This is a genomic window from Streptomyces sp. MBT65, assembly GCF_016612545.1.
GTDB lineage: Bacteria > Actinomycetota > Actinomycetes > Streptomycetales > Streptomycetaceae > Streptomyces.
This window is the reverse complement of the sequence record NZ_JAENRY010000307.1, coordinates 1-21,181: the sequence shown is the minus strand read 5'-3', so window position 1 is coordinate 21,181 and position 21,181 is coordinate 1. Positions and strand designations below refer to the sequence as shown.

At 71.1% G+C, this 21,181-nt stretch carries 15 protein-coding genes, 1 pseudogene and 1 riboswitch; of the genes and pseudogenes, 4 read left to right on the top strand and 12 right to left on the bottom strand.

Annotation, left to right across the window (positions count from 1 at the left end):
* The 4 genes from JHN63_RS42055 to JHN63_RS42040 form a co-directional block, all read right to left on the bottom strand.
* A partial coding sequence (locus JHN63_RS42055; protein WP_267953861.1) for a rhodanese-like domain-containing protein occupies window positions 1-591 on the bottom strand: 591 nt, incomplete at its 3' end.
* Window positions 588-1,961: an LLM class flavin-dependent oxidoreductase gene (locus JHN63_RS42050; protein ID WP_200690406.1), complete on the bottom strand. Its 1,374-nt coding sequence runs from the start codon at window positions 1,959-1,961 to the stop codon at window positions 588-590. The genes JHN63_RS42055 and JHN63_RS42050, both read right to left, overlap by 4 nt.
* A gap of 27 nt (window positions 1,962-1,988) precedes the next feature.
* Entirely contained in the window at window positions 1,989-2,768 is a 780-nt protein-coding gene (locus JHN63_RS42045; protein ID WP_200690405.1) for a hydroxyethylthiazole kinase, read from the bottom strand.
* Between the two features lie 100 nt (window positions 2,769-2,868).
* A complete protein-coding gene (locus tag JHN63_RS42040; protein ID WP_200690404.1) occupies window positions 2,869-3,897 on the bottom strand; it encodes a LuxR family transcriptional regulator in 1,029 nt (342 codons plus the stop codon).
* A gap of 202 nt (window positions 3,898-4,099) precedes the next feature.
* On the opposite strand from JHN63_RS42040, the gene JHN63_RS42035 reads away from it, so the two are divergent.
* Genes JHN63_RS42035 through JHN63_RS42025 form a run of 3 tightly spaced genes read left to right on the top strand, consistent with a single transcriptional unit; the run spans window position 4,100 to window position 7,642 of the window.
* Window positions 4,100-5,140: an FkbO/Hyg5 family chorismatase gene (locus JHN63_RS42035; protein ID WP_200690403.1), complete on the top strand. Its 1,041-nt coding sequence runs from the start codon at window positions 4,100-4,102 to the stop codon at window positions 5,138-5,140.
* Window positions 5,137-6,684: a class I adenylate-forming enzyme family protein gene (locus JHN63_RS42030; RefSeq protein ID WP_200690402.1), complete on the top strand. Its 1,548-nt coding sequence runs from the start codon at window positions 5,137-5,139 to the stop codon at window positions 6,682-6,684. The genes JHN63_RS42035 and JHN63_RS42030 overlap by 4 nt, the downstream gene beginning before the upstream one ends.
* The gene (locus JHN63_RS42025; RefSeq protein ID WP_200690401.1) at window positions 6,671-7,642 is read left to right on the top strand and encodes a DMT family transporter; all 972 of its coding nucleotides are present in this window, start codon (window positions 6,671-6,673) and stop codon (window positions 7,640-7,642) included. Before JHN63_RS42030 ends, JHN63_RS42025 begins: the two co-directional genes overlap by 14 nt.
* 60 nt (window positions 7,643-7,702) lie before the next feature.
* Here the strand turns inward: JHN63_RS42025 and JHN63_RS42020 are convergent, their stop codons facing one another.
* The 8 genes and pseudogenes from JHN63_RS42020 to JHN63_RS41985 all read right to left on the bottom strand — a co-directional run.
* Window positions 7,703-7,930, bottom strand: coding sequence for a DUF6059 family protein (locus JHN63_RS42020; protein WP_200690400.1), 228 nt, complete (start codon window positions 7,928-7,930; stop codon window positions 7,703-7,705).
* A gap of 7 nt (window positions 7,931-7,937) precedes the next feature.
* A complete protein-coding gene (locus tag JHN63_RS42015) occupies window positions 7,938-8,903 on the bottom strand; it encodes a dipeptidase (RefSeq protein ID WP_200690399.1) in 966 nt (321 codons plus the stop codon).
* Window positions 8,900-10,564 (bottom strand): ABC transporter ATP-binding protein, encoded by a 1,665-nt coding sequence (locus JHN63_RS42010; protein WP_200690398.1) that lies wholly within the window; start codon window positions 10,562-10,564, stop codon window positions 8,900-8,902. Before JHN63_RS42010 ends, JHN63_RS42015 begins: the two co-directional genes overlap by 4 nt.
* Window positions 10,557-11,537, bottom strand: a complete 981-nt coding sequence (locus tag JHN63_RS42005; RefSeq protein WP_200690397.1) for an ABC transporter permease — start codon at window positions 11,535-11,537, stop codon at window positions 10,557-10,559. Before JHN63_RS42005 ends, JHN63_RS42010 begins: the two co-directional genes overlap by 8 nt.
* 3 nt (window positions 11,538-11,540) lie before the next feature.
* Window positions 11,541-12,626, bottom strand: coding sequence for an ABC transporter permease (locus tag JHN63_RS42000; RefSeq protein WP_200690396.1), 1,086 nt, complete (start codon window positions 12,624-12,626; stop codon window positions 11,541-11,543).
* Window positions 12,623-14,257 carry an ABC transporter substrate-binding protein gene (locus JHN63_RS41995; RefSeq protein WP_200690395.1) on the bottom strand — a complete coding sequence of 545 codons (1,635 nt, stop codon included), beginning with the start codon at window positions 14,255-14,257 and terminating at the stop codon, window positions 12,623-12,625. The genes JHN63_RS42000 and JHN63_RS41995 overlap by 4 nt, the downstream gene beginning before the upstream one ends.
* A gap of 235 nt (window positions 14,258-14,492) precedes the next feature.
* A riboswitch (SAM riboswitch) is annotated at window positions 14,493-14,602 on the bottom strand.
* Window positions 14,603-14,799: 197 nt separating this feature from the next.
* Window positions 14,800-15,543 carry an aminoglycoside phosphotransferase family protein gene (locus tag JHN63_RS41990; RefSeq protein WP_200690394.1) on the bottom strand — a complete coding sequence of 248 codons (744 nt, stop codon included), beginning with the start codon at window positions 15,541-15,543 and terminating at the stop codon, window positions 14,800-14,802.
* Window positions 15,544-15,708: 165 nt separating this feature from the next.
* Window positions 15,709-16,245, bottom strand: a pseudogene (locus JHN63_RS41985) (LLM class flavin-dependent oxidoreductase); the annotation flags it as partial.
* A 1,285-nt stretch (window positions 16,246-17,530) separates the two neighbouring features.
* Here JHN63_RS41985 and JHN63_RS41980 point away from each other — a divergent pair.
* Window positions 17,531-21,181 (top strand): non-ribosomal peptide synthetase (locus JHN63_RS41980; RefSeq protein WP_200690393.1); only part of this gene is annotated, 3,651 nt, incomplete at its 3' end.

The following is a 21,181-nucleotide window of genomic DNA, read 5'->3' as shown; positions in this document are numbered from 1 at the left end:
TGTCCGGAGCGGGGGCGGGCGGGGTTGCCCAGGTACTCGGTGCGGCGCAGGGCGCAGACGGCCGGGGTGGGGTCGTCGCCGTCGGCGATCAGGCGCACCCGGGCCAGGTCGGTGAAGTGTGCGCGGGCCGGGGTCGCGACGACGTCGCCCGGTGGCGGCGGCGTCTCGCGGCCCTCGGTGACCGGGAGTCGGGCCGCCTCCCACGCCGTGAGTCCGCCGTCGAGGACCCGGACGCGTGTGATGGCCCGCCGAGCGCAGGACCCACCACACGCGGGCGGCCCACGCGCCCGTGAGGCGGTCGTAGAAGACGACGGTGGAGTCCCGGCCGATGCCCAACTCGCGTGCGTGGGCGGCGATGTGCTCGCTGGACGGGCAGGTGAAGGGGAAGGGAGCCGCCGGATCGGAGAAGCCGGCCATGAGGTCGGCGAAGTGGGCGCCGGGGATGCGGCGTTCGGTGTGCAGGGCGAGGCCGCTGACGAAGACGGTGGTGCCGTCCGGTTCGGTGCGCCGGTCCACGGTGGCGTCGAGGAGGACGACGTCGTCCAAGTGCCGTTGCAGCCAAGCCGCGTCGACGAGAACGGAGGCGGTCATGCGCGGCCTGCCGAGCGGGCGCGGTGGCGCCATTCGCCGCGTTCGGGGCGGGCGAGGCCGAGGTTGTCGCGCAGGGTGCCGCCCGTGTGGGCGGTGCGCACCAGGCCGCGGCGGCGCAGTTCCGGGACGACGTGGTCGGCGAACTCCTCGAAGGCGGCGGGGACATGGGTGGCCTGGATCATGAAGCCGTCGGCCGCGCCGGCGTCAAGCCACTCCTCCATGGTGTCGGCGATGTCCGCGGGCGAGCCGATCATGTTCCCCTCGGTGCGGGCGCCGTACCAGCGGCCGATCTCGCGCACGCTGAGCTTCTCGCGTTCGGCGAACTCGACGACTTCGCGGTAGTGGCCCTCGACTCCCACCTCCGCCAAGGAGGGCAGCGGACCGTCGAGGTCGTAGCGGGTGAGGTCCACGTTGACGTGGTACGCGAGTCGCGACAACCCGGCCTCGGGGTGCACGAGTCGGGTGAACGCCTCGTGCTTGGCAAGGGCGTCCCGCAGGTCGGTGCCGACGACCGTCGTCGCGGCCGGGAGCACCTTGAGCTGGTCGGGATCCCGACCGTGGGCTGCGGCACGGGACTTGATGTCGGCGTAGAAGGCGACGGCCGAGTCCAGGGACTCGTGGCTGCAGAAGATGACGTCCGCCCAGCGGGCCGCGAAGTCCCGGCCGGCCGGGGAGGCGCCTGCCTGGATGATCACCGGGTAACCCTGGGGCGGCCGGGGAACGCTCAACGGGCCGCGTACGCCGAAGCGTTCACCCCGGTGGTCCACGGCGTGCACCCGGTCGGGGCGGCCGTAGATCCCGCTGTCCTTGTCGGCGACGATCGCGTCGTCGGCCCAGCTGTCCCAGAGTCGGGTGGTGACCTCCAGGAACTCCTCGGCCCGGTCGTAGCGTGCCTGCCGGTCGGGGAGTCTGTCCTGGCCGAAGTTCTGGGCCTCGGCGTCCTGGAAGCTGGTGACCACGTTCCAGCCGGCCCGGCCGCCGAGGAGGTGGTCCAGGGTGGCCATGCCGCGGGCGACGTGGAACGGCTCCTGGTAGCCGGTGGACACGGTGGCGGCGACACCGAGGTGTTCCGTCGCGGCGGCCATCAGCGTGATGACCGGGATCGGGTCCAGGCGCGGGGTGCCGGTGCCCCAGGTGACGGCGGGGTCGTAGGAGTCGCCGAGGCTGCGGGGCACGGCGAGAGAGTCGGGGACGAACGCCAGGTCGAAGCCGGCCTGCTCCAGGACGCGGGCGATACGGGTGTAGTGGGCGGCGGTGAGGAAGCCGTCGCCGGCGTCGGGGTGCCGCCAGCCGACAGTGCCCTGGGGTCCCGCGTTGAGGAACGCGGCGAGGTGCAGACGGGGGCCGGGGTCGGCGTCGTCGGTCGTCAAGTGGTGCTCCCTGAAAGGTCGTTCGGCTCAGACGGCGAGCAGGGACAGCTCGTCGAGCAGGGCCACGGCGAAGGAGCCGGTGCCGGTGGTCCGGGCGCCGGCGCGTTCCGCTGCGACGGCGTACGCGGCATGCGCGACGGCGGTGGCGGTCAGCGCGTCGGGGACGACGGCGAGCGCGCCCGCGATCAGCGCGCCGAGGCTGCATCCGGCACCGGTCACCTGGGTCAGCCGTACGTCACCGCCGGGTACGGCCACCGTGCGGGTGCCGTCGGTCAGGTAGTCGGTGGGGCCGCTGACGGCGACGATCGCGCCGGTGCGCCGGGCGAGGTCCTCCACGACACCGACGGCGTCCTCGGAGGAGAGGGTGGTCTCCACTCCCTTGCCGGTGCTGTCGCCGCCCGCGAGCGCGGTGAGTTCGCTGGCGTTGCCGCGGATGACGGTGGGCCGGTACTCCAGGAGGGAGGCGACGAACGCGTCGTACTCGAACGCCCCGGCGCCGACCGCGACCGGGTCGAGCACCCAGCGGGTGCCCGCCGCGTGGGCGGTGCGGGCCGCGGCGGTGACGGGCTCGGCGGGGTTGCTGATCAGGGCGGCCGTGTTGATCCAGACGGCGCCCGCGCCGGCCGGGAAGACGGTGGGGAAGTCGGCCGCGGCACCTATGGCGGGGCCCGCGCCGACGGCCAGCAGGACGTTGGCGCTGAGGTTGGCGGCGACGTAGTTGGTGAGGCCGTAGACGAACGGGGAGCCGGAGCGGATGGCCGCGATGCCTTCGGCTACCGACGGGTCTGCGTAGGTGATCTCTTCCATGTATGCAACTGTATGCAGCAGAACTGCCGCCCCTCCAAGGCCTGATGGCCTCATTTCACGAAGGTGCAACAAGAAGGCGCGACAACCGGCCGGGGCTGCCCTACGCGGCCTTCCGCTCCTCGCCGCGCCCTCGCCGCCCGAGCACATAGCCGGCCTGGAGACGCGTCCTGGCGCCGAGGGCGTCCATGAGGTCGGCGATGCGGCGCTGGCAGGTGCGCAGGGAGATGTCCAGACGGCGGGCGATCACCTTGTCCTCAAGGCCGTTGAGCAGCATGCGCAGGATGGCGTCGTCGATCAGGGCCGAGGTGGAGCGTGCGCCGTCGTGGTCGTAGCTGCCGTCGAAGGGCCGTGCCTCGTCCCAGGCGCCGGTGAGGGTGTGCCGTAGCGCGGCGACCACGGACCGCTCGCGGACGACGCTGAGCCCCGGGCCCTCCTCGGCGGGGACCACGGCGACCTCGGCGTCGGCGACCAGCAGCCAGGCCGGAGGGGAGACGGCCGTGCGCACCTGGCCTCCGTCGGCGATCAGCGTCTCGACCCGCTCGCGCACCCGTACGTCGAACCGGGCCGACTCCGGCAGCAGCACCCTGAGGAGGTCGGACCGCGTCCCCGCGCTCCGCAGCCATGCCCCGCGGTCCAGGTCGGCGGGCTCTTCCCACGGGTCCTGGGCGGGGAGGGAGAACAGGATCTCCCGCTTCGCCTCGACCGTGATCGTGGTGAGGACGCCCCGGGCGGCTCGTGGGTCCTCGACGCGTTGTACGTGCGGATGGTGGGGCTCGCCCGAGAAGTTGGCCCGGTACAGCGGGAGCAGGCTGTGCATCTGCTGCCGCAGCCGCTCCAGTTCGTGCTGCCGCCGGCGCAGCGCCTCGTCCTGCGTCGCCAGCAGTTGCAGCGAGGCGGACATCGGGTTGACGGCGACGTAGGCGTAGGTGCAGCCGTGCACCAGATGCAGGAGGCGCAGCCGGAGGAGGTCGTCGAAGGCCGCTGCCGCCTCGGCCTCGGAGATGCCGAGTTCGCGTACACACCGTTGGAGGTCGACGTACTCGCTCCGTAAGGCGAGCGTGTACACATCGCCTGCCGCGGTGCCCGCCTGCGGGACGTCCGGCAGGTCCGTTATGCCACTGATGCTCATGGTTCGTCTCCCCCTCGTATTCGTGCCTGACGCAAGTCTGTGGCTGCCCGGTGAGGGCGCCCCCCGGAGATTCTTCAACAGGAACAGATCTTGCGCCGAACCCTCTGGCGCTTTGTTCACCGTCCCGCAACACCTGGGCAGCGCACGCCGGTTGACCGCGTCCGTCACACCCCGGACGGCCGCGGCAGAGACAAGGAGATTCATGAGTAACCGTCAGCCCGAGGCACGTTCGCAGGGTCTCTGGTCCGACTTGGTTCCCGTCGCCGCCGCGCCGGAGGGGCTCGTGGCCTCTCGCGGCACCGTCCTGGGCCGGATCCGCTTCACGGACGCTCCTGCCGCAGCCACCCTGGACGACGCCACTCCCCTGCTGACCACCCATATGACCAACGAGCACGTGCAGCCCGTCGAGGAGATCTGGCGGACCGCGCTCCCCGTGCGGACCGGCAGCGCCGGTGACGCCGTCTTCGCCGAGGACGGCGAGCATCTCTTCTACGCGGTACGGCTCGGCCCCCGGCCGGTGTACCGCGAGGCGGTGCGCGAACTGTACGAGAGCGCCCTGGAGTTCACCTGGGAACGCGGCTACACCGACCTGGTCCGCATGTGGAACCTCATCGGCGGCATCACCAGCCCGAACGCGGACGGCCTGGAGGTCTACCGCGACTTCTGCATAGGCCGGGCGGAGGCGTTCACCGCCTTCGCCGACCGCTTCCCCCAACTGCCCGCGGCCACCGGCATCGGCACCCTCTCCCCCGGCGTCGACGTCTGCTTCCTCGCGGCGAAGCCCGGTCGGGCCGTGCATCTGGAGAACCCCCGGCAGACGCCCGCCTACAAGTACCCCTCCCAGTACGGGCCGAAGTCGCCGAGCTTCGCCCGCGCCACGTTCCTCAAGGACGCCGGCGCGCCGGGGACCGGGACGGGGAGCCTCTTCGTCTCGGGCACGGCCAGCATTCTGGGCGACGACACGGTGCACGCAGACAACGTCGCCCTCCAGACCGAGGAGACGCTGCGCAACATCGAGGCGCTCGTCGGCGGCGACAACCTCCGCGCCCACGGCCTGGCCGGTGCCGGGTACGACGTCAAGGACCTCGACCAGGTCAAGGTCTATGTACGCGACGCCGAACACCTCCCCGTCGTACGGAACATCTGCGAGTCGACGCTCCCCGCCGACACGGACATCTCGTATTTCAACGTCGCGGTCTGCCGGCCCGACCTGCTGGTCGAGATCGAGGGAGTGTGCAGGTGACGGACATCCTCACGGACCTGCCCACCGCCCCGACCGAGCCCGTCCCCACAACTGGCAACCTGTCCGTACGACTTGAGGACCTCGCGCGCCGCAACGGCTGGCTCGGCCGGACCGCGTACCTCCAGGGCACGCACCGCTACTCCTACGGCGAGGTGTACGAGCAGGTACGCCGAACCGCCGTGTCACTGCGGGGACTTGGTGTCGAGCGCGGGGAACGGGTGCTGCTGGCGCTGCCCGACAGCGTCGCGTTCGTGGTGACGTTCCTGGCCGTCCTGCGGATCGGCGCCGTGGCCGTACCGGTCAACACCTTCTTCCACGCGGACGAGTTGCGCTCCAGCGAGGAGATCGCCGAGGCCTCGCTGGTCGTCGCCGACGCGTCGCTCCGCGCGGAGTTCCACGGCCGGGCCGTGACCCCGAGGGAACTGACGGAGGCCTACGACCCCGCAGGCACCGACGCTCCGGAGCCGCTCGCGTCGGACGCCCCCGCCTTCGCCGTGTTCACGTCCGGCACCACAGGCGCACCCCGCCTCTGCTTCCACGCCCATGGCGACGCCCTGCACTTCGACCGGGCGATCGGCGGTGTCCTCGCGCTCCGCCAGGGCGAGGTCTGCTACTCCGTGTCGCGGATGTACTTCGCCTACGGGCTGGGCAATTCGGTCCTGCTTCCCCTACAGCGCGGCGCCGCCGTCGTCCTGAGCCCGCAGCGCGCGGACGAGACGAACGTCCCGCAGCTCCTGGAACGCCACGGCGTGAGCGTCTTCTACGCCCAGCCGAGCTTCTACGCCCGGCTGCTCGCCCGCCCCCAAGTCGCGGACCTGCTGGGCCGGTTGCGGCTGGCGCTGGTCGCCGGGGAGACGCTGCCCCGGCCCCTGGAGGACAGGCTGCGCCGCGTCCTCGGGCCACGGCTGCTGAACATCTGCGGGACCAGCGAGATCGGGCACGCCGTCCTCGCCAACGGCCCGGACGAGATCCACCCGTACAGCCTGGGCCGGATCCTTCCGCCGTACCGGGTGCGGGTCGTCGACGACGCGGGCGAGCCCGTACCGGAGGGCGAGGTCGGGCAGTTGCAGATCTCCGGCCCCGGTATCGGCCCCGGTGTGAAGCGGGGCGGCCTGCCGCCGCACCGGCTCCGCCCGGACGAGTGGTTCACCACCGGGGACTCCGCACGCGTGGACGCCAAGGGGCTCGTATGGCTGCTCGGTCGGGTGGACGACATCGAGATCGTCGCCGGGGCCAACGTCCACCCCATCGAGATCGAGGACCTGATCACCGGAATCGCCGGGGTCCGCGAGGCCGCCGTCTGCTCGGTACGCCGGGCCGACGGGACAACAAGCCTGCGTGCCTACGTCGTCCCCGAACCCGGAGTCGACCGGCTCGCCACCCTGGCGGACACGATCCGCTCGACCACCGGGGCGAAGCTCACTTGGTACAAGGTGCCCGAGGACGTCGAGTTCATCGACGCGCTGCCCCGCAACAGCACAGGAAAGATTCTCCGCCGCGTCCTGCGCGGAGCGAACAGGGAGTTGCCCGATGGCACAGCATGAGACGTCCCCGCCCACCGCGAAGACACCGCCCAGCGCGTTGGCCGCCGCACTCCTCACCATGGTGTTGTGGGCCTCGGCGTTCGTCGCGATCCGCCACATCGGCGAGAGCGTGCGCCCCGGTCCCCTCGCGCTCGGCCGTCTCCTCATCGGCTCCGTCGCGCTCCTCGCCGTCGTGGCGTTCCGGCGCGAGGGGCTGCCCCCGCGTGCCGCGTGGCCGGGGATCGCCGGCATGGGCGTGTTCTGGTTCGGGCTGTACATGGTGGCGCTGAACTGGGGCGAGCAGCACACGGACGCGGGGACGGCGGCCCTGCTCATCGGCGCCGGTCCGCTGCTGGTGGCGCTGCTCGCCGGGTTCCTGCTGCACGAGGGATTCCCGCGTCCCCTGCTCATCGGCCTCGCGGTGGCCTTCGTGGGCGCGGCGCTGGCGGGGGCTTCCAGCGGGGGCGGCGATTCGGCCGTCCTCGGTGTGCTGCTCTGCCTGGCAGCGGCGGCGGGTCACGCCGTCGGCGTCATCTTCCAGAAGCCCGCGCTCTCCCTCGCGTCACCGTTGCAGGTCACCGCGTACGCCAGCTCGATCGGTGCCGTCGCCTGCCTGCCCTTCGCGGGTCAGCTCGTCACGGACCTGGGCGATGCGTCGGCCGGGGCCTGGGCGGGTGTGGTGTATCTGGGGCTGCTTCCCACGGCGTTGGCGTTCTGGACCTGGTCGTACGCGCTGGCGCACATGCCGGCGGGACGGCTGGGAGCGGTGACGTACATCGTGCCCGCCCTCACCGTGCTGCTGGCCTGGCCCACGCTGGGAGAGTTCCCCTCCGGTCTGGCGCTCGCCGGGGGTGCGCTGTGCCTGCTCGGCGTGGGGCTCTCGCGCCGCCAGCCGCGCCCCGTACCCGAGCCGGCCTCGACGCCGACCCCTGAACCCGCGTCCGTCGGCGAGGCCGTCTCGGGACCGGCGCACGACTGACCATGGCTGGGAAGCCGCCCGCGCCGGGTCCCCGGGCGCGGGCGGCCCGTCGTATCCCGCTCAGACCTTCAGATCGAGGGCCGACCACAACTCCCGTTCCACATCCGTCGGCGGGATGTGCGCGGCGAGACATTCCGGGTGGCCGTACGGCGGTCCGTCGTACGGCTCCGGTGTCTCTTCGTGGGTGGCGGCATGGGGCAGCGGAAGTCCCCCCAGACAGCAGCCGACCGCGAGCAGACCCGGCGTCCACCGGGCCAGCGCGTCGGCCCATCGGCGTATGCGGCTCATCGTGGACTCACCGCAGCGGAGCCGTCGGCCACAGCGGTTCGGTCGCGCGATGTTCGGCCTCGCGCAGGACGCGCAGCACGTTGCGGCCGGTCAGTGCCTCCAGGTCGGCTCCGGACCAGCCTCGGTCGGCGAGTTCGCGCAGCAGCACCGGGTAGCCGGAGACGTCGGCGAGGCCGACGGGCTGGTGGTCGACGCCGTCGTAGTCGCCGCCGAGGCCGATGTGGTCACGGCCGGCCACCTCGCGGGCGTGCTCGACGTGATCGGCGACCTGGGCCACCGTCACCTCGGGACGCGGGTGTCGCTCGGTCCACCGGTGCAGCTCGTCGTCGGCCGCGGTCGCCGTGAAGCCGGCCGCCAACTCCTTGGCCACATGGGCCGCTTCCTCACCCGGGCGTGGTGCGCGCGGCCAGGTCCAGGGCTGGGAGGGCAGCCCGAGGCGTTCGCGTTCGGCCTGCAACTCCTCTCCCCACTCGGCGACTTCGGCCGAGATGAAGTACGGGACGAAGGTGAGCTGGATGACACCGCCGTTGTCCCGCAGCAGCTCCAGGACCGGGTCGGCGACATTGCGCGGGTGGTCGTTGAGGGCGCGTACGGAGGAGTGGCTGAACAACACCGGGGAGACCGAGGCGGCGAGCGCCGCGCGCTGGGTGGACTCGGCGACGTGCGAAAGGTCCACCAGCACGCCGGTGCGGTTGAGTTCGGCGACGATCGCGCGGCCCGTGTCGTTCAGACCGCCGACGGCCGGCTCGTCGGTCGCCGAGTCCGCCCAGGTGGTGTTGTCGTTGTGGGTGAGGGTCACGTACCGGACGCCGAGCCGGGGCAGGTCGGTGTGGAGGTCGGGGCGGCCGTCGTCCAGTCCCTCGACGCTGTAGCCGGAGCGGGCGCGCAGCGCGATGGGCAGGTCGTTGTGGCCGTCGAAGACGGGGGTGCTGCTCAGTACCTCGTCGACGAGGTCCGGCACGGTGTCGGTCATGCGCTTGCCACTCCTTCGCCCAGGGCGGGCCGGCGGCGACCCTGCCGTACCGGGTCGGCGACGGGCAGCGAGGCGACCAGCCGTCGCGTGTAGTCGTCCTGTGGACTGCCCAGCACCTGGGCGGTCGAACCGGATGCGGCCATCCGGCCCCGGTGCAGCACGACGACCCGGTCGGCGACCTGCTCGACCACCGCGAGGTCATGGCTGATGAACAGCGCCGCGAAACCCAGCTCCCGCTGCAGTTCGGCGAAGAGGTCGAGCACCTTCGCCTGGACGGACACGTCGAGGGCCGAGGTCGGCTCGTCCGCGACGATCAGCGGGGGCCGCAGGGCGAGCGCCCGGGCCAGAGCCGCGCGCTGCCGTTGGCCGCCGCTGAGTTCGTGCGGGTAGCGGTCGGCGTAACTCCGGTGCAGATGAACGGACTTCAGCAGCGCCTCGGCCTCGGCGCGGATCGCCGCGGCGCCGAGTTCGCGCCGGTGGACGGTCAGTGGCTCCGCGACGCTGTCGGCGATGGTGAGCAGCGGATTGAAGCTGGCCGCCGGGTCCTGGAAGACGTAGCCGATGTGACCGGCCCGGCCACGGGTGCGGCGGCGGGTCGTCAACTCCTCGCCGAACACGGTGATTTCACCGCCGGTCGCGGGCGTCAGACCGGCGACGACGCGGCCGATGGTGGTCTTGCCGCTGCCGCTCTCCCCCACCAGTCCGAGCACCTCGCCCGGCCGGATCTCGAAACTCACGCCGTCGACCGCGCGGAATCCCTTCCTGCCCAGTCGCCCGGGGTAGTCCACGATCAGCCCGGCGGCCCGTACGACGGGCTGCTCGTCGCCCGTCGCGGGGGTCGGGGTCCGGCTCTGCTCCCCGAAGACCGGTACGGCGGCCAGCAGTTCGCGGGTGTAGGGGTGGGCGGGCGCCGCGAACAGCTCGCGGACCGGGGCCTGTTCGACGACCTCGCCCTCGCTCATCACGGCCACCCGGTCCGCGAGGTCGGCGACGACGCCCATGTTGTGGGTGATGAGGAGTACGGCGGTGCCGAAGTCGGTACGGCAGCGGTGCAGGAGTTCGAGGATCTCCGCCTGGACGGTGACGTCCAGGGCCGTGGTGGGCTCGTCGGCCACGATGAGCCGGGTGCCGAGGGCGAGGGCCATGGCGATGACGGCGCGTTGCTTCTGGCCGCCGGAGAGTTGGTGGGGGTAGTGGTTCACGCGGGTGGCGGGGTCGGGGATGCCGACCTTGTCGAGCCATTCGACGGCCAGCGCCCGGCGTTCGGCCTTGCTGCCGCCGTGGCCGTGGGCGCGCAGGCCTTCGGTGAGCTGCCAGCCGATGGTGAACACGGGGTTCAGTGCGGTGGCGGGCTCCTGGAAGACCATCGCGGCGTGGGTGCCACGCAGGGCGCGCAGTCGGGCGGGGGACGCGGTGAGGACGTCCTCGGCCGGGTCGGCGGTGCCGTCGCCGAGCAGGACCCGGCCGCGGGCGGTCGCGGTGGCGGGGAGCAGCCCGAGCACCGACTTGGCGGTGACGGTCTTGCCGCTGCCGCTCTCGCCGACCAGGGCCAGCACCTCGCCAGGGGCGACGGACAGGCTCACTCCCTTCACCGCGGGGGCCGCGCCGGCGTCCGTGGCGAAGGTGACGTGCAGGTCCTCGATGCGCAGGAGGTCAGTCATCGTCCGCGCCTCCGTCCGTTCCGGTGGCGGTCGCCTTCGCAGTCGTACCGCCGCGTCGTCGCAGTCGCGGGTCGGCGAGGTCGGTGAGGCTCTCGCCGAGCAGGGTCGTACCGAGCACGGTCAGCACGATGGCCAGGCCCGGCGGGATCGCGGTCCACCACAGCCCCGAAGTGACGTCCGCGACCGAGCGGTTGAGGTCGTAGCCCCACTCGGACGCCGAGTTGGGTTCGATGCCGAAGCCGAGGAAGCCGAGTCCGGCGAGGGTGAGAATGGCCTCGGAGGCGTTGATGGTGAAGATCAGCGGGAGGGTGCGGACCGAGTTGCGCAGCACATGCAGGAACATGATCCGCCAGGTGCCGGTGCCGATCACCCGGGCCGCGTCGACGAAGGGCTCGGCCTTCACCCGGGTCACCTCCGCCCGTACGACACGGAAGTACTGCGGTACGAACGCCACGGCGACCGAGCAGGCCGCCGCGCCGAGGCCGCCGACGAGGCTGGACTGTCCGCCGCTGATCACGATCGACATGACGATGGCGAGCAGCAGTGGCGGGAACGCGTAGAGCGCGTCGGCCAGCCCCACCAGCAGCCGGTCGAGGCGCCCACCGAGATAGCCGGACGCCAATCCCAGTACGGTGCCGGGGATCACCGAGAGCAGCAGCGCGGCGAGGATGATCTCCAGCGCGGTCCTGGCGCCCCACACCGTGCGGGAGAGCACGTCGTACCCGGCGATGGTGGTGCCCAACGGATGGGCGCCGCCGGGGTGTTGTTGCGAGCCGAACAGCCTTCCCCCGTCCTGGAGTTGGGCGTATCCGTACGGGGCGAGGAGCGGTCCGAGGAGGGCGGTGAGGACGAACAGCACGGTGAGTACGGCGCCGGTGAGCAGCATCGCGCGCTGTATCGCGCCGCCGGTGCGCAGGCGGGCGCGCATGCGGTCCGGCAGCAAGGTGGGCCGTCGCACGAGGAGTTGGGCCACGGCTCAGTACCTCACTCGGGGATCGATGAGGGCCGCGACGACGTCGACGAGGAAGTTCGTCACCGCCACGACGACGGCGAACAGGGCCACGATGCCCTGCACCGCAGGGAAGTCACGGACCGTCAGATAGTGGGCGAGTTCGTAGCCGAGGCCCTTCCACTCGAAGGTGGTCTCCGTCAGCACCGCTCCGCCGAGCAGTCCGGCGACCTGGAGTCCGAGGACGGTGACGACGGGGATCAGGGCAGGTCGGGTGGCGTGTCGGGTCACCAGGCGGAAGGGCGCCACGCCTCGGGAGCGGGCGGCCTCGACGTAGTCGGCGCCGAGGGTGCCGATCAGGTTCGTGCGGACCAGTCGCAGGAGGATGCCGGCGACGAGCAACCCCAGTGCCACGCCGGGCAGTACGGCGTGTTCCAGCACGTCGGCGACGGCTGCCCCGTCGCCGCTGCGGAGGGCGTCGACGAGGTAGAAGCCGGTCGTGCTGGTCTGGTTCTGGAGGAAGAGCTGGACGTCGGTGCTCGCCCGGCCGGACGCGGGCAGCCAGCCGAGTTGGATGGCGAAGACGAGCTTCAGCAGCAGCCCCACGAAGAACACCGGGGTGGCGTAGGTGAGGACGGCGAACAGGCGCAGGGCCGCGTCGGGCGCGCGGTCCCGGTACGAGGCCGCGACCATGCCGAGCGGTACGCCGACGGCGAGGGCCACCAGGAGGGCGTAGCCGGCGAGTTCGACGGTGGCGGCGCCGTAGGTGCCCAGGACGTGGGTGACGGGTTCGTTGTCGGTGACGGTGCGGCCGAAGTCGCCGGTCGCCAGGGATTTGAGGTAGTCGAGGTACTGGGTGAGCAACGGCCGGTCGTAGCCCGCCTGATGGAGTTTCGCGTGGAGCTGGTCGGGGGTGAGCCGGTCGCCGAAAGCGGCGCTGATCGGGTCGCCGGTGGCGCGCATCAGAAAGAAGACCAGGCTGACCAGGATGAACACGGTGGGGATGATGAGGAGGAAGCGGACCACCAGGTAGCGGGCGAGTCCGTACCCGGCGGCGCCGTCGGCGGGGTTGCCGACGGCGCCGGCGGCCGTCTCCTGGGTCAGGGCGCTCACTTCTTCGAGAGTCCTGCCCAGCGGAAGGTGTACGCACTGGTCAGCGCGTCCGGCACACCGCTGACATCGGTGCGGGTGACGATCGCGGTGGACCCCTGGAGCAGCGGCAGCAGCGGCACCTGCGCGGCGGCCTTGTCCTGCGCCTCCTTCAGGAGTTCGGCGCGCTTCGCCGCGTCGGTCTCCGTCTCCTCCTTCAAGATCAGCGAGCGTACGGCGGGGTCGTCATAGCCGTTGGCGACCCAGCTGTTGGCCGAGTAGAAGGGCGAGAGGTAGTTGTCGGCGTCCAAGTAGTCGGCGTACCAGCCGAGTTGGTAGAGCGGGTACAGGTGCTTGATGCGGTCCTTGCCGTACTGGGTCCACTCGGTGGACTGAAGGTTCACCTTGAACAGGCCGGTGGCTTCGAGCTGGGTCTTGACGAGCGCGTACTCGTCGGCCGAGGACGAGCCGTAATGGTCGCTGTTGTACTGAAGGTTGAGGGTGACCGGGGTCGTCACCTTCGCAGCCTTCAGCCGTCCGGCGGCAGCCGCCTTGTCGGGGCCGCCCTTCTTGTCGCCGTAGAGCGACTTGAAGGAGTCGGTGGCGCCGGTGAGTCCGTCGGGCACCGAGCTGTACAGCGGCTGGTAGCTGTTCTTGTAGACCTGCTGGGCGAGTTGGGCCCGGTCGACAGAGTCGGCCACGGCCTGGCGGACGGCCAGCGCCTTCGCCTTGTCGGCGTCCTTGGTCTTCGTGCCGTACGGCTGTGTGGTGAAGTCGAAGACGATGTAGCGGATGCCGTTGCCGGAACCGGTGTGGACCTTGATGTCCTTCTTCTTGGCCAGGTCGTCCAGGTCGGCGGTGGTGAGGGTGCGGTACACGGCGTCGACGGTGCCCTGTTGGACGTCGAGCTTCAGGTTGCTGGCGTCGGTGTAGTACTTGAGCTGGATGTTCTTGGTCTTCGGGGTGCCCAACTGGCCGCCGTACTCGCCATTTTCGGCGAAGGAGACCAGCGAGTTCTTGTCGTAGCTCGTGACGCCGTACGGGCCGTTCCAGGGCTTGGCCGCGACGATGGCCTTGTCGTCGAGAATCTTGTCCGCGGGGAATGTCTGTTCGTCGACGATGTAGCCGGCCGCGGTGGACAACACCTGTGGGAACAGCGTGTCGTTGGCGGACTTGAGGGTGAAGACGACCGTGGTCGGGGACGGGGCGGCGACCGAGGCGAGGTTGTACAGGAGGGACGAGGGGCCGTTCTCGTCGGCGATCTTCAGCGTGCGGTCGAAGCTGAACTTGACGTCGGAGGAGGTGAGTTGGTGGCCGTTCGCGAACTTCAGCCCCTTCCGCAGAGTCACCGTGTACTCCTTGGGGCCCGTCAGCTCGATGCCGGTGGCCAGGTCCGGGGAGACCTCGGTGGCGCCGTTCTTCACGCTGAGGAGGGTCGCGTAGACCTCGCTCTCGATGGTGCCGGAGCCCGCGTCCCAGGCGCCCGCCGGGTCGAGGCTGGTCACCTGGTCGGTGGTGCCGACGGTGATCGTCGGACCGTCGGTGCCGGTGGACGTCTTGCTGCTGGTGCAGCCGGTGAGGGCGACCAGGAACGCCGTGCCGAGGGATACGGCGCCGAGGGGTCGAAGGGGTCTGACGGTGCTGGAGTGTGCCATGGCTGGTCTCTGTCTCCGCATGGGTGGGTGCGCGAAAGGGGTGCGGCGGCCAGGACATGCCGAGCGCGCGCAGTCGCGTGAAGGGGGAGGTGAAGGTGGTGCTGTGCGAGGAACGGGTCAGCTGTGACAGAGACAGCTGGAGACCAGCAGCAGATCCACATGGCGCCGGGAGCACAGCACGAGGCCAGTTGCCACGTAGTCCTCCTCAGGGTGTCGCCGGCAACTGAGGCCGGTGGGAACGCACTTGCAGAACAGAGATATCCGCCGAGCGGTCACCTGGGGCACCCCGCCGCGTCGAGGGTTGCCGTCCGGCCAGCCAGGGCTTGATCACCGGAACTCGTAGCTCGCGCTCACCGTAGATCGACTGTTCTGGCCGCGTCAAGACGGCCTGGGGGCGGTGCCGTTGCGAGGGGAAGGGGGTGCATCAAGGGGGGTCAACACGCTGGGGGTACCGCGACGGGGCAACACGGTGATGGCGCCGCAGTTGTCGACGGCATCGGTCATCGCCCGCACATGTCCGAAGCAGACGGGCTCGTGCGCCCTCACATCCGGGCTCTCAGCACGTCGACCTCACAGCCCGGCGCGAACGGGTCGAAGCCGTGCTCGCTCAGCCAGCGAACCACCAGCAGGCTGCGCACCGACCACCACGCGCGGATGACGTCGAGGTCGAGGTCGACGTCGCTGCCGTAGCCGGCGAGCACGTCGTCGAGGCGCTCCTCGTGGCCGAGCGTGAAGGTCGCGAGGTCGTACAGGGCATCGCCCTGGCCCGCCTCGGACCAGTCGATGATGCCCGTGACCTCGTCGCCGTCGACGAAGACGTGCGCGATCTGCAGGTCACCGTGGGTGAACGCCGGGGTCCACGGCCGGAGCGCGGCCTCGGCGACCTGGCGGTTGCGGGCGACCAGGTCGGCGGGCAGGACACCGTTCGCGACGAGCGACTCGCACTCGTCGTCGAGTTCCGCCGCCAGCGCGACCGTGCTCCGGCCGGGTCGGGGCGGCAGGGGCGCGTCGTGCAGCTTCCGGATGACGGCGCCCGCCGCGGCCCACGCGGCCGGCGAGCCGGTCGCCCGCCCGCCCAGGCGCCCGAGCGTCGTCCCCGGGAGCGCGGCGATCGCGAGCACGTGCGGCTTGCGCCACAGGATCTCCGGGGTCGGGACCGGCGCCAGGGCCATCGCCTCGACCTCGGCGTCGATGCGCGCCTGATCGGCGTCCACCTTCAGGAACACGTCACCGACGCGCAGGGTCGCGCGCTCGGAATGAGCGACGACGACTTCGACCTCGTCCATGGGCGACCAGTATTCCGAGGACGATCGCCGACGTCGTCCGGTTTGTCGCGTGCGCCTGCGCGGCTGACCGCGTCCTGCCACCCGGCGGGCTCGTGCACGTGTCGCCGACTGCCGGCGACGGTACTCAACAGGACACGGTCGGGACGGGCGGCCTGGAGAGAACGCTCAGCGCCAGCCGAGCTCCGGTGCCACGTAGGTCAGGATGCTCTCCAGCACATGGGCGTTGTAGTCGACCCCGAGTTGGTTCGGGACCGTCAGCAGGAGGGTGTCCGCGGCCTGGATGGCCTCGTCCTCCTGGAGTTGCTTCACCAGCACGTCCGGCTCGGCGGCGTACGAGCGTCCGAAGATCGCCCTGGTCTTGTCGTCGATCATGCCGACCTGGTCGCGCGAGTTGCGGTCGTTGCCGAAGTAGGCCCGGTCCATGTCGTCGGTCAGGGCGAAGATGCTGCGGCTGACCGACACCCGCGGCTCGCGCGTGTGGCCCGCCTCCTTGTACGCCTCGCGGTACGCCTCGATCTGCTTGCGCTGCTGGACGTGCAGCGGCTCGCCCGTCTCGTCGTCCTTCAGCGTGGAGCTCTGCAGATTCATACCGAGCTGCGCGGCCCAGACGGCGGTCGCGTTCGAACTGGAGCCCCACCAGATCCGCTCGCGCAGCCCCTCGGAGTACGGCTCGACGCGCAGCAGCCCGGGCGGATGGGGGAAAGCTTGGCCTGCATCCTCGATACCCGGGCGCGCGGCCCCACCGGGTCCGTCGCGTTCGCGGCGCCGATGTTCACCGGCGCGTCTTTCGACGTTGCAGCCTCCTTCCCTTCTCGAAACCGCTGCCGTCCTTCCCCATGCGCCGGGCTTTCCCCGGCTCGGAGTACTACGACGGCTCCGCCCCATCCCAGCCCGGTCAGCGGTCGGTGCGCTCAGCCACCCCTCCGGGCTGGCGGCCCGGCCGGGTGGCAAGGCTTGGATGGTTCCCGTGTTCACAGTGATTCGCTCGACGGAGGAGCCCGACTCTGCCCCTGCGGCATCACCACGACTACCCCGCAGCACTTCGCCGTGGTCTCCCGGCCAACCGTCCTATCCGGCCCAGGAGTTACCCGCCGATATCCGGGGGATGCGCACCGCCCCGGCCCATATCCGCCAGATTTGAGCCGGTGCAAGATGAAGGGACGTAAACGCCGGTTCCTCTCGTACTCCTTTCCGTCCCGCTCGCCGGACTCGCACCATCTGGCAGTGCTCACACGTCCCGGCTCTGTCAGGGCCGCTTCCCGCCCTCACCGGCACCACCCGGATCGGACTGCCCTCAGCCCCACCGTCCTGCTGCGACAGGATCAGCGACGAAGGTCTCTCTCCCACCTCCGTTCGAATCAACAGCGCCTCACGGCGCACCGGGCGTTCCTTGCGGACGATCAGCCGCATGCCCTTCGGCCACGTGCCCAGGTCGGGGATGCCGGTGATCTCCGCGACCCGGACGCCAGGACGCTCGGTGGCGTCTGCACCGTAGGTCGGTGTCCATGCCTTCTTCGGAATCTTCGGCACGGGCTGGTGGACAGCGGAGGTGATGGTCCTTCCGTCGGAATGCGACAGCCACCGGCTCCGGCGGGAGAGCCGGTCGAGGACGGCGTGGAGCCGCCGGCGAAGTCGGTGCGGATCGACTGCCCTGCGGGACCTTGCCTGCGGCGTGCCGGGAGGGGTGAGTGGCACAACGCGTACCGCGAAGTGCCGCTCAAAGTGCTTGTGACAGTGCCGTTTTGGCTGTCCTGGCGCAGTTAGTGTCACCACACCGATCGATGATCGCCCTCCCCCGCACCGCGCATCCAGCGCGTACACATCCTCCCTGTCCCGTCCCTCCCGGACGTGCGCCCACGTCTGCCCGCAACCGCCGAAGCGGGGCAGCCGCGACGACGGACCGGCCACCGGCCGACCCCCGGTCGGCCCCGGTCATCGCCCGCTCCTCGGTCACCTCCCGTCCGTCACCGCCCTCATGGAGAATTCCGTGACACCAGCAGATTCCGGACACTTCCTCGACAAGTTCCTCCGGCAGGTCGCCGCGACCCCCGACCGGCCCGCGACAGAGCTCGGCGACCGGCACCTGACGTACTCCGAACTCGACGCCCGTGCCGCCGAACTGGCCGCCCGGCTGCGGTCCCTCGGCGTGGGTCCCGGCGCGACCGTCGGCGTGTTCCTGGAACCGTCCCTCGACCTCGTGGCGTCGGTCCTGGCCGTCGCCCGCGCCGGCGCCGCCTGGCTGCCGCTTGACCCCTCGTACCCGGCCGACCGGCTGTCGTACATGGTCCGTGACTCGGGCGCCGCGCTGGTCGTCGCCGACGCGACCGCCCCCGAGTGGCTGCGCAGTCTCGGCGTGCCCCTGGCGGACCCGGCGGACGACACCCCGGCCACCGAGCCCGTCCCGCTGCCCCGGCTGCGCCCGGAGTCCCCGGCGTACGTCATCTACACCTCCGGGTCCACCGGCCGCCCCAAAGGCGTCACCCTCACCCAGCGTGGACTCGCCAACCTGGCCGACGCCCAGCGGACCGCGTTCACGGTGCACGCGGGTCACCGGGTCCTGCAGTTCGCCTCGCCCAGCTTCGACGCCTCCGTCTTCGAACTGGCCATGGCGCTGTGCTCGGGCGCCACGCTGGTCCTGCCGCCGCGCCGAGACGTCTTGTACGGCCCTGGGCTCGGCGACTTCCTGGCCGACACCCGGATCACCCACATCACGCTCCCGCCGAGCGTGCTCGCCATGGTGCCGGAGCGGGAGCTGCCGTACCTGGAGACGATCGTCTGCGCCGGTGAGGCGCTGCCCCAGCAGCTCGTCGACCGGTGGGCGCCGGGCCGTGCCATGTTCAACGCGTACGGCCCGACCGAGACCACCGTGTGGGCCTCGGTGTCCCGGACCGAGCCGGGCGGCGGCAAGCCGGTCATCGGCCGGGCCATCGACGGCGTCCGCCTCCACGTCCTGGACGAGTCGCTGCGTCCGGTGCCGCCCGGTGAGCCGGGTGAACTGGTCGTCGGCGGCGAGGGAGTGGCCCGCGGGTACATCGGGCGGCCGGCGCTGACCGCCGACCGTTTCGTGCCGGACCCGGACGCCCCGGGCGAGCAGGCCTACCGCACCGGCGACCTGGTGCGGATGACTCCGGACGGCGAGCTGGACTTCCTCGGCCGCATCGACCAGCAGGTCAAGCTGAACGGCTTCCGCATCGAGCCGGACGAGATCGCCGCTGTGCTGCGCGAGCACCCCGCCGTCCAGGACGTCGCCGTCGTGGTGGGCCGGATCGGCGACGAGGACCGGCTGGTCGGCTATGTCGTGGCACCGTCGGCCGGGCCCCTGGAGCTGCGCGGCTTCGCCGCCGAACGGTTGCCGCACTTCATGGTGCCGTCCATCGCGGTGATCGACCGGCTGCCGCTGCTGCCCAACGGCAAGCTCGACCGGGCCGCACTGCCCGCCCTGGACCGCGCGTCGCTGGGCCTGGGCGACGGCGGGCCGAAGGTCAGGACCGAAACCGAACGCCGACTCGCCGAGATCGCCGCCGAGTTCCTCGGCATCGACGAGGTCGGCGTCGACGACGACTTCTTCCTGCTGGGCGGACACTCGCTGCTCGCGGGGCGCCTCGCGGCGCGGGTGCGTTCGGAGTTCGGCACCGAGTTGCCGATATCGAGCATCTACGAGGAGCGCACAGTGGCCGGGATGGCCGCCGAGCTGGACCGGCTCGGCCGCAACGCGCCGCCGCTGCCGCCGGTGGTCCGGGTCCCCCGGGACCGGCCGCTGCCGCTGTCCTTCCCCCAGGAGCGGATCTGGTTCCTGGAGCAGCTCTCCCCCGGCAACCTCGCCTACAACGCCCAGGCCACCATCCGGCTGCGCGGACCGCTGGACACGGAGGCGCTGAGCGCCACGATCACCGAGGTGGTCCGCCGGCACGAGATCTTCCGTACGGCGTTCTCCACGGTCGACGGCCTCCCGGTGCAGGAGTTCCGCCCCCCGAGGGCTGTCCGGGTGCCCGTGGTCGACCTCCAGGACGTGCTGGAGGAGGATCGGGAGCGCCGTACCGAGGAGGTCGTACGGGACACGATCCGCCGTCCCTTCGAGCTGACCGACCCGCCGCTGGCCCGCTGGCTGCTGATCCGGCACGCGCCCGACGACCACACCCTCGTCCAGGTGGAGCACCACTTCGTGCACGACGGTTGGTCGTTCGGTGTGCTCCTCGACGAGATCCGCGCGATCTACCCGGAGTTGGCGGCCGGCCGGCCGTCGCCGCTGCCCGAACCGCCCATCCAGTACGCCGACTTCGCCGCCTGGCAGCGCGCCTGGATGCGCGACGAGGTGCTGGACCGTCATCTGGACTACTGGCAGAGCCATTTGAAGGATGCCCCGCTGGTCCTCGACTTGCCGACGGACCGGCCGCGACCGCGCGTCCCGTCGTTCCACGGCGCGGCCCTACGGGTGGAGCTACCGACCGAACTGAGCCGTGCGCTCAGGGAGTCGAGCGAGCGGTCGGGGGTGACGCTGTTCGCCTCCATGCTGTCGGGCTTCGCCGCCCTGCTGAGCCGCTACTCGGGCCAGAGCGACCTGGTGGTGGGCACGGGTGCCGCCAACCGCCGGCTCGCGGAGACCGAACGCATGCTGGGCATGGTCGTGAACACCCTGCCGCTACGGCTCGACACCTCGGGTTCCCCGGACTTCGACGGTCTGCGACAGCGGGTGCACGAGGTACTGGTGGAGACCTCGGACTGGCAGGACGTACCGCTGGACCGACTGGTGGAGGCCGTGGCACCGCCCCGGGTGCCGTCCATCAACCCGCTGTTCCAGGTGATGTTCAGCTTCCACAACGCCATCGTCCCGGACCTGGAGTTCGGGGGTGTGCGGGGCACCGTCCTGGAGCGGCACAACGGCTCGTCCAAGATGGACATGAACATCGTGGTGGTGCCGCGGGCACAGCAGCGCGCGGGCCGTGAGGACCACCCGGACCGCGACCGGATCACGCTGATCTGGGAGTACGCCTCCTCGCTGTTCGACGAGGACACGATGCGGCGCATGGTGGACCGGTACATCACCCTGCTGCGGTCGGCGGTCGCCGAGCCAGCCCGACCCATGGACCGCATCGAGCTGGAACCCGGCGACGCGGCGGACCACGAACGTCAGCCGTACGGCGGCGGGTTGGGTGAGTCGGTGGTGTTCCCGGAGGGGTTGCTGGGCGATCTGGTGGACGGCGTCGCCGCGGCGACCCCGGATGCCACGGCGGTCACGGACTCCGAAACCACCCTGTCCTACGGGGAGTTGACCGGCCGCGCCAACCATCTGGCAGCACGGTTGCAGGCCGTGGGGGTCGGTGCGGACGTTCCGGTGGGCCTGTGGATGGACCGGTCCGTGGAAATGACGGTGACCCTACTGGCGATCGTGAAGGCGGGCGGCGCGTTCCTCCCGCTCGACCCCGATCTTCCGGTCGGCCGTGCCGTCAGGCTACTGACGGATGCGGGAGCGCCCGTGGTCTGCGTGGATGCGCAGCGTGCCGAGCTGCTCGCGGCCAGCGGGGGCGGAGCGTTGACGGTTCTGGACTGCGGTCCTCGCACGCTCACTGAGTCGTCACCGGCCGCACCCGACAGTGGTGTCACCGGGAACAATCTGGTCTCCGTCTACTACACCTCCGGC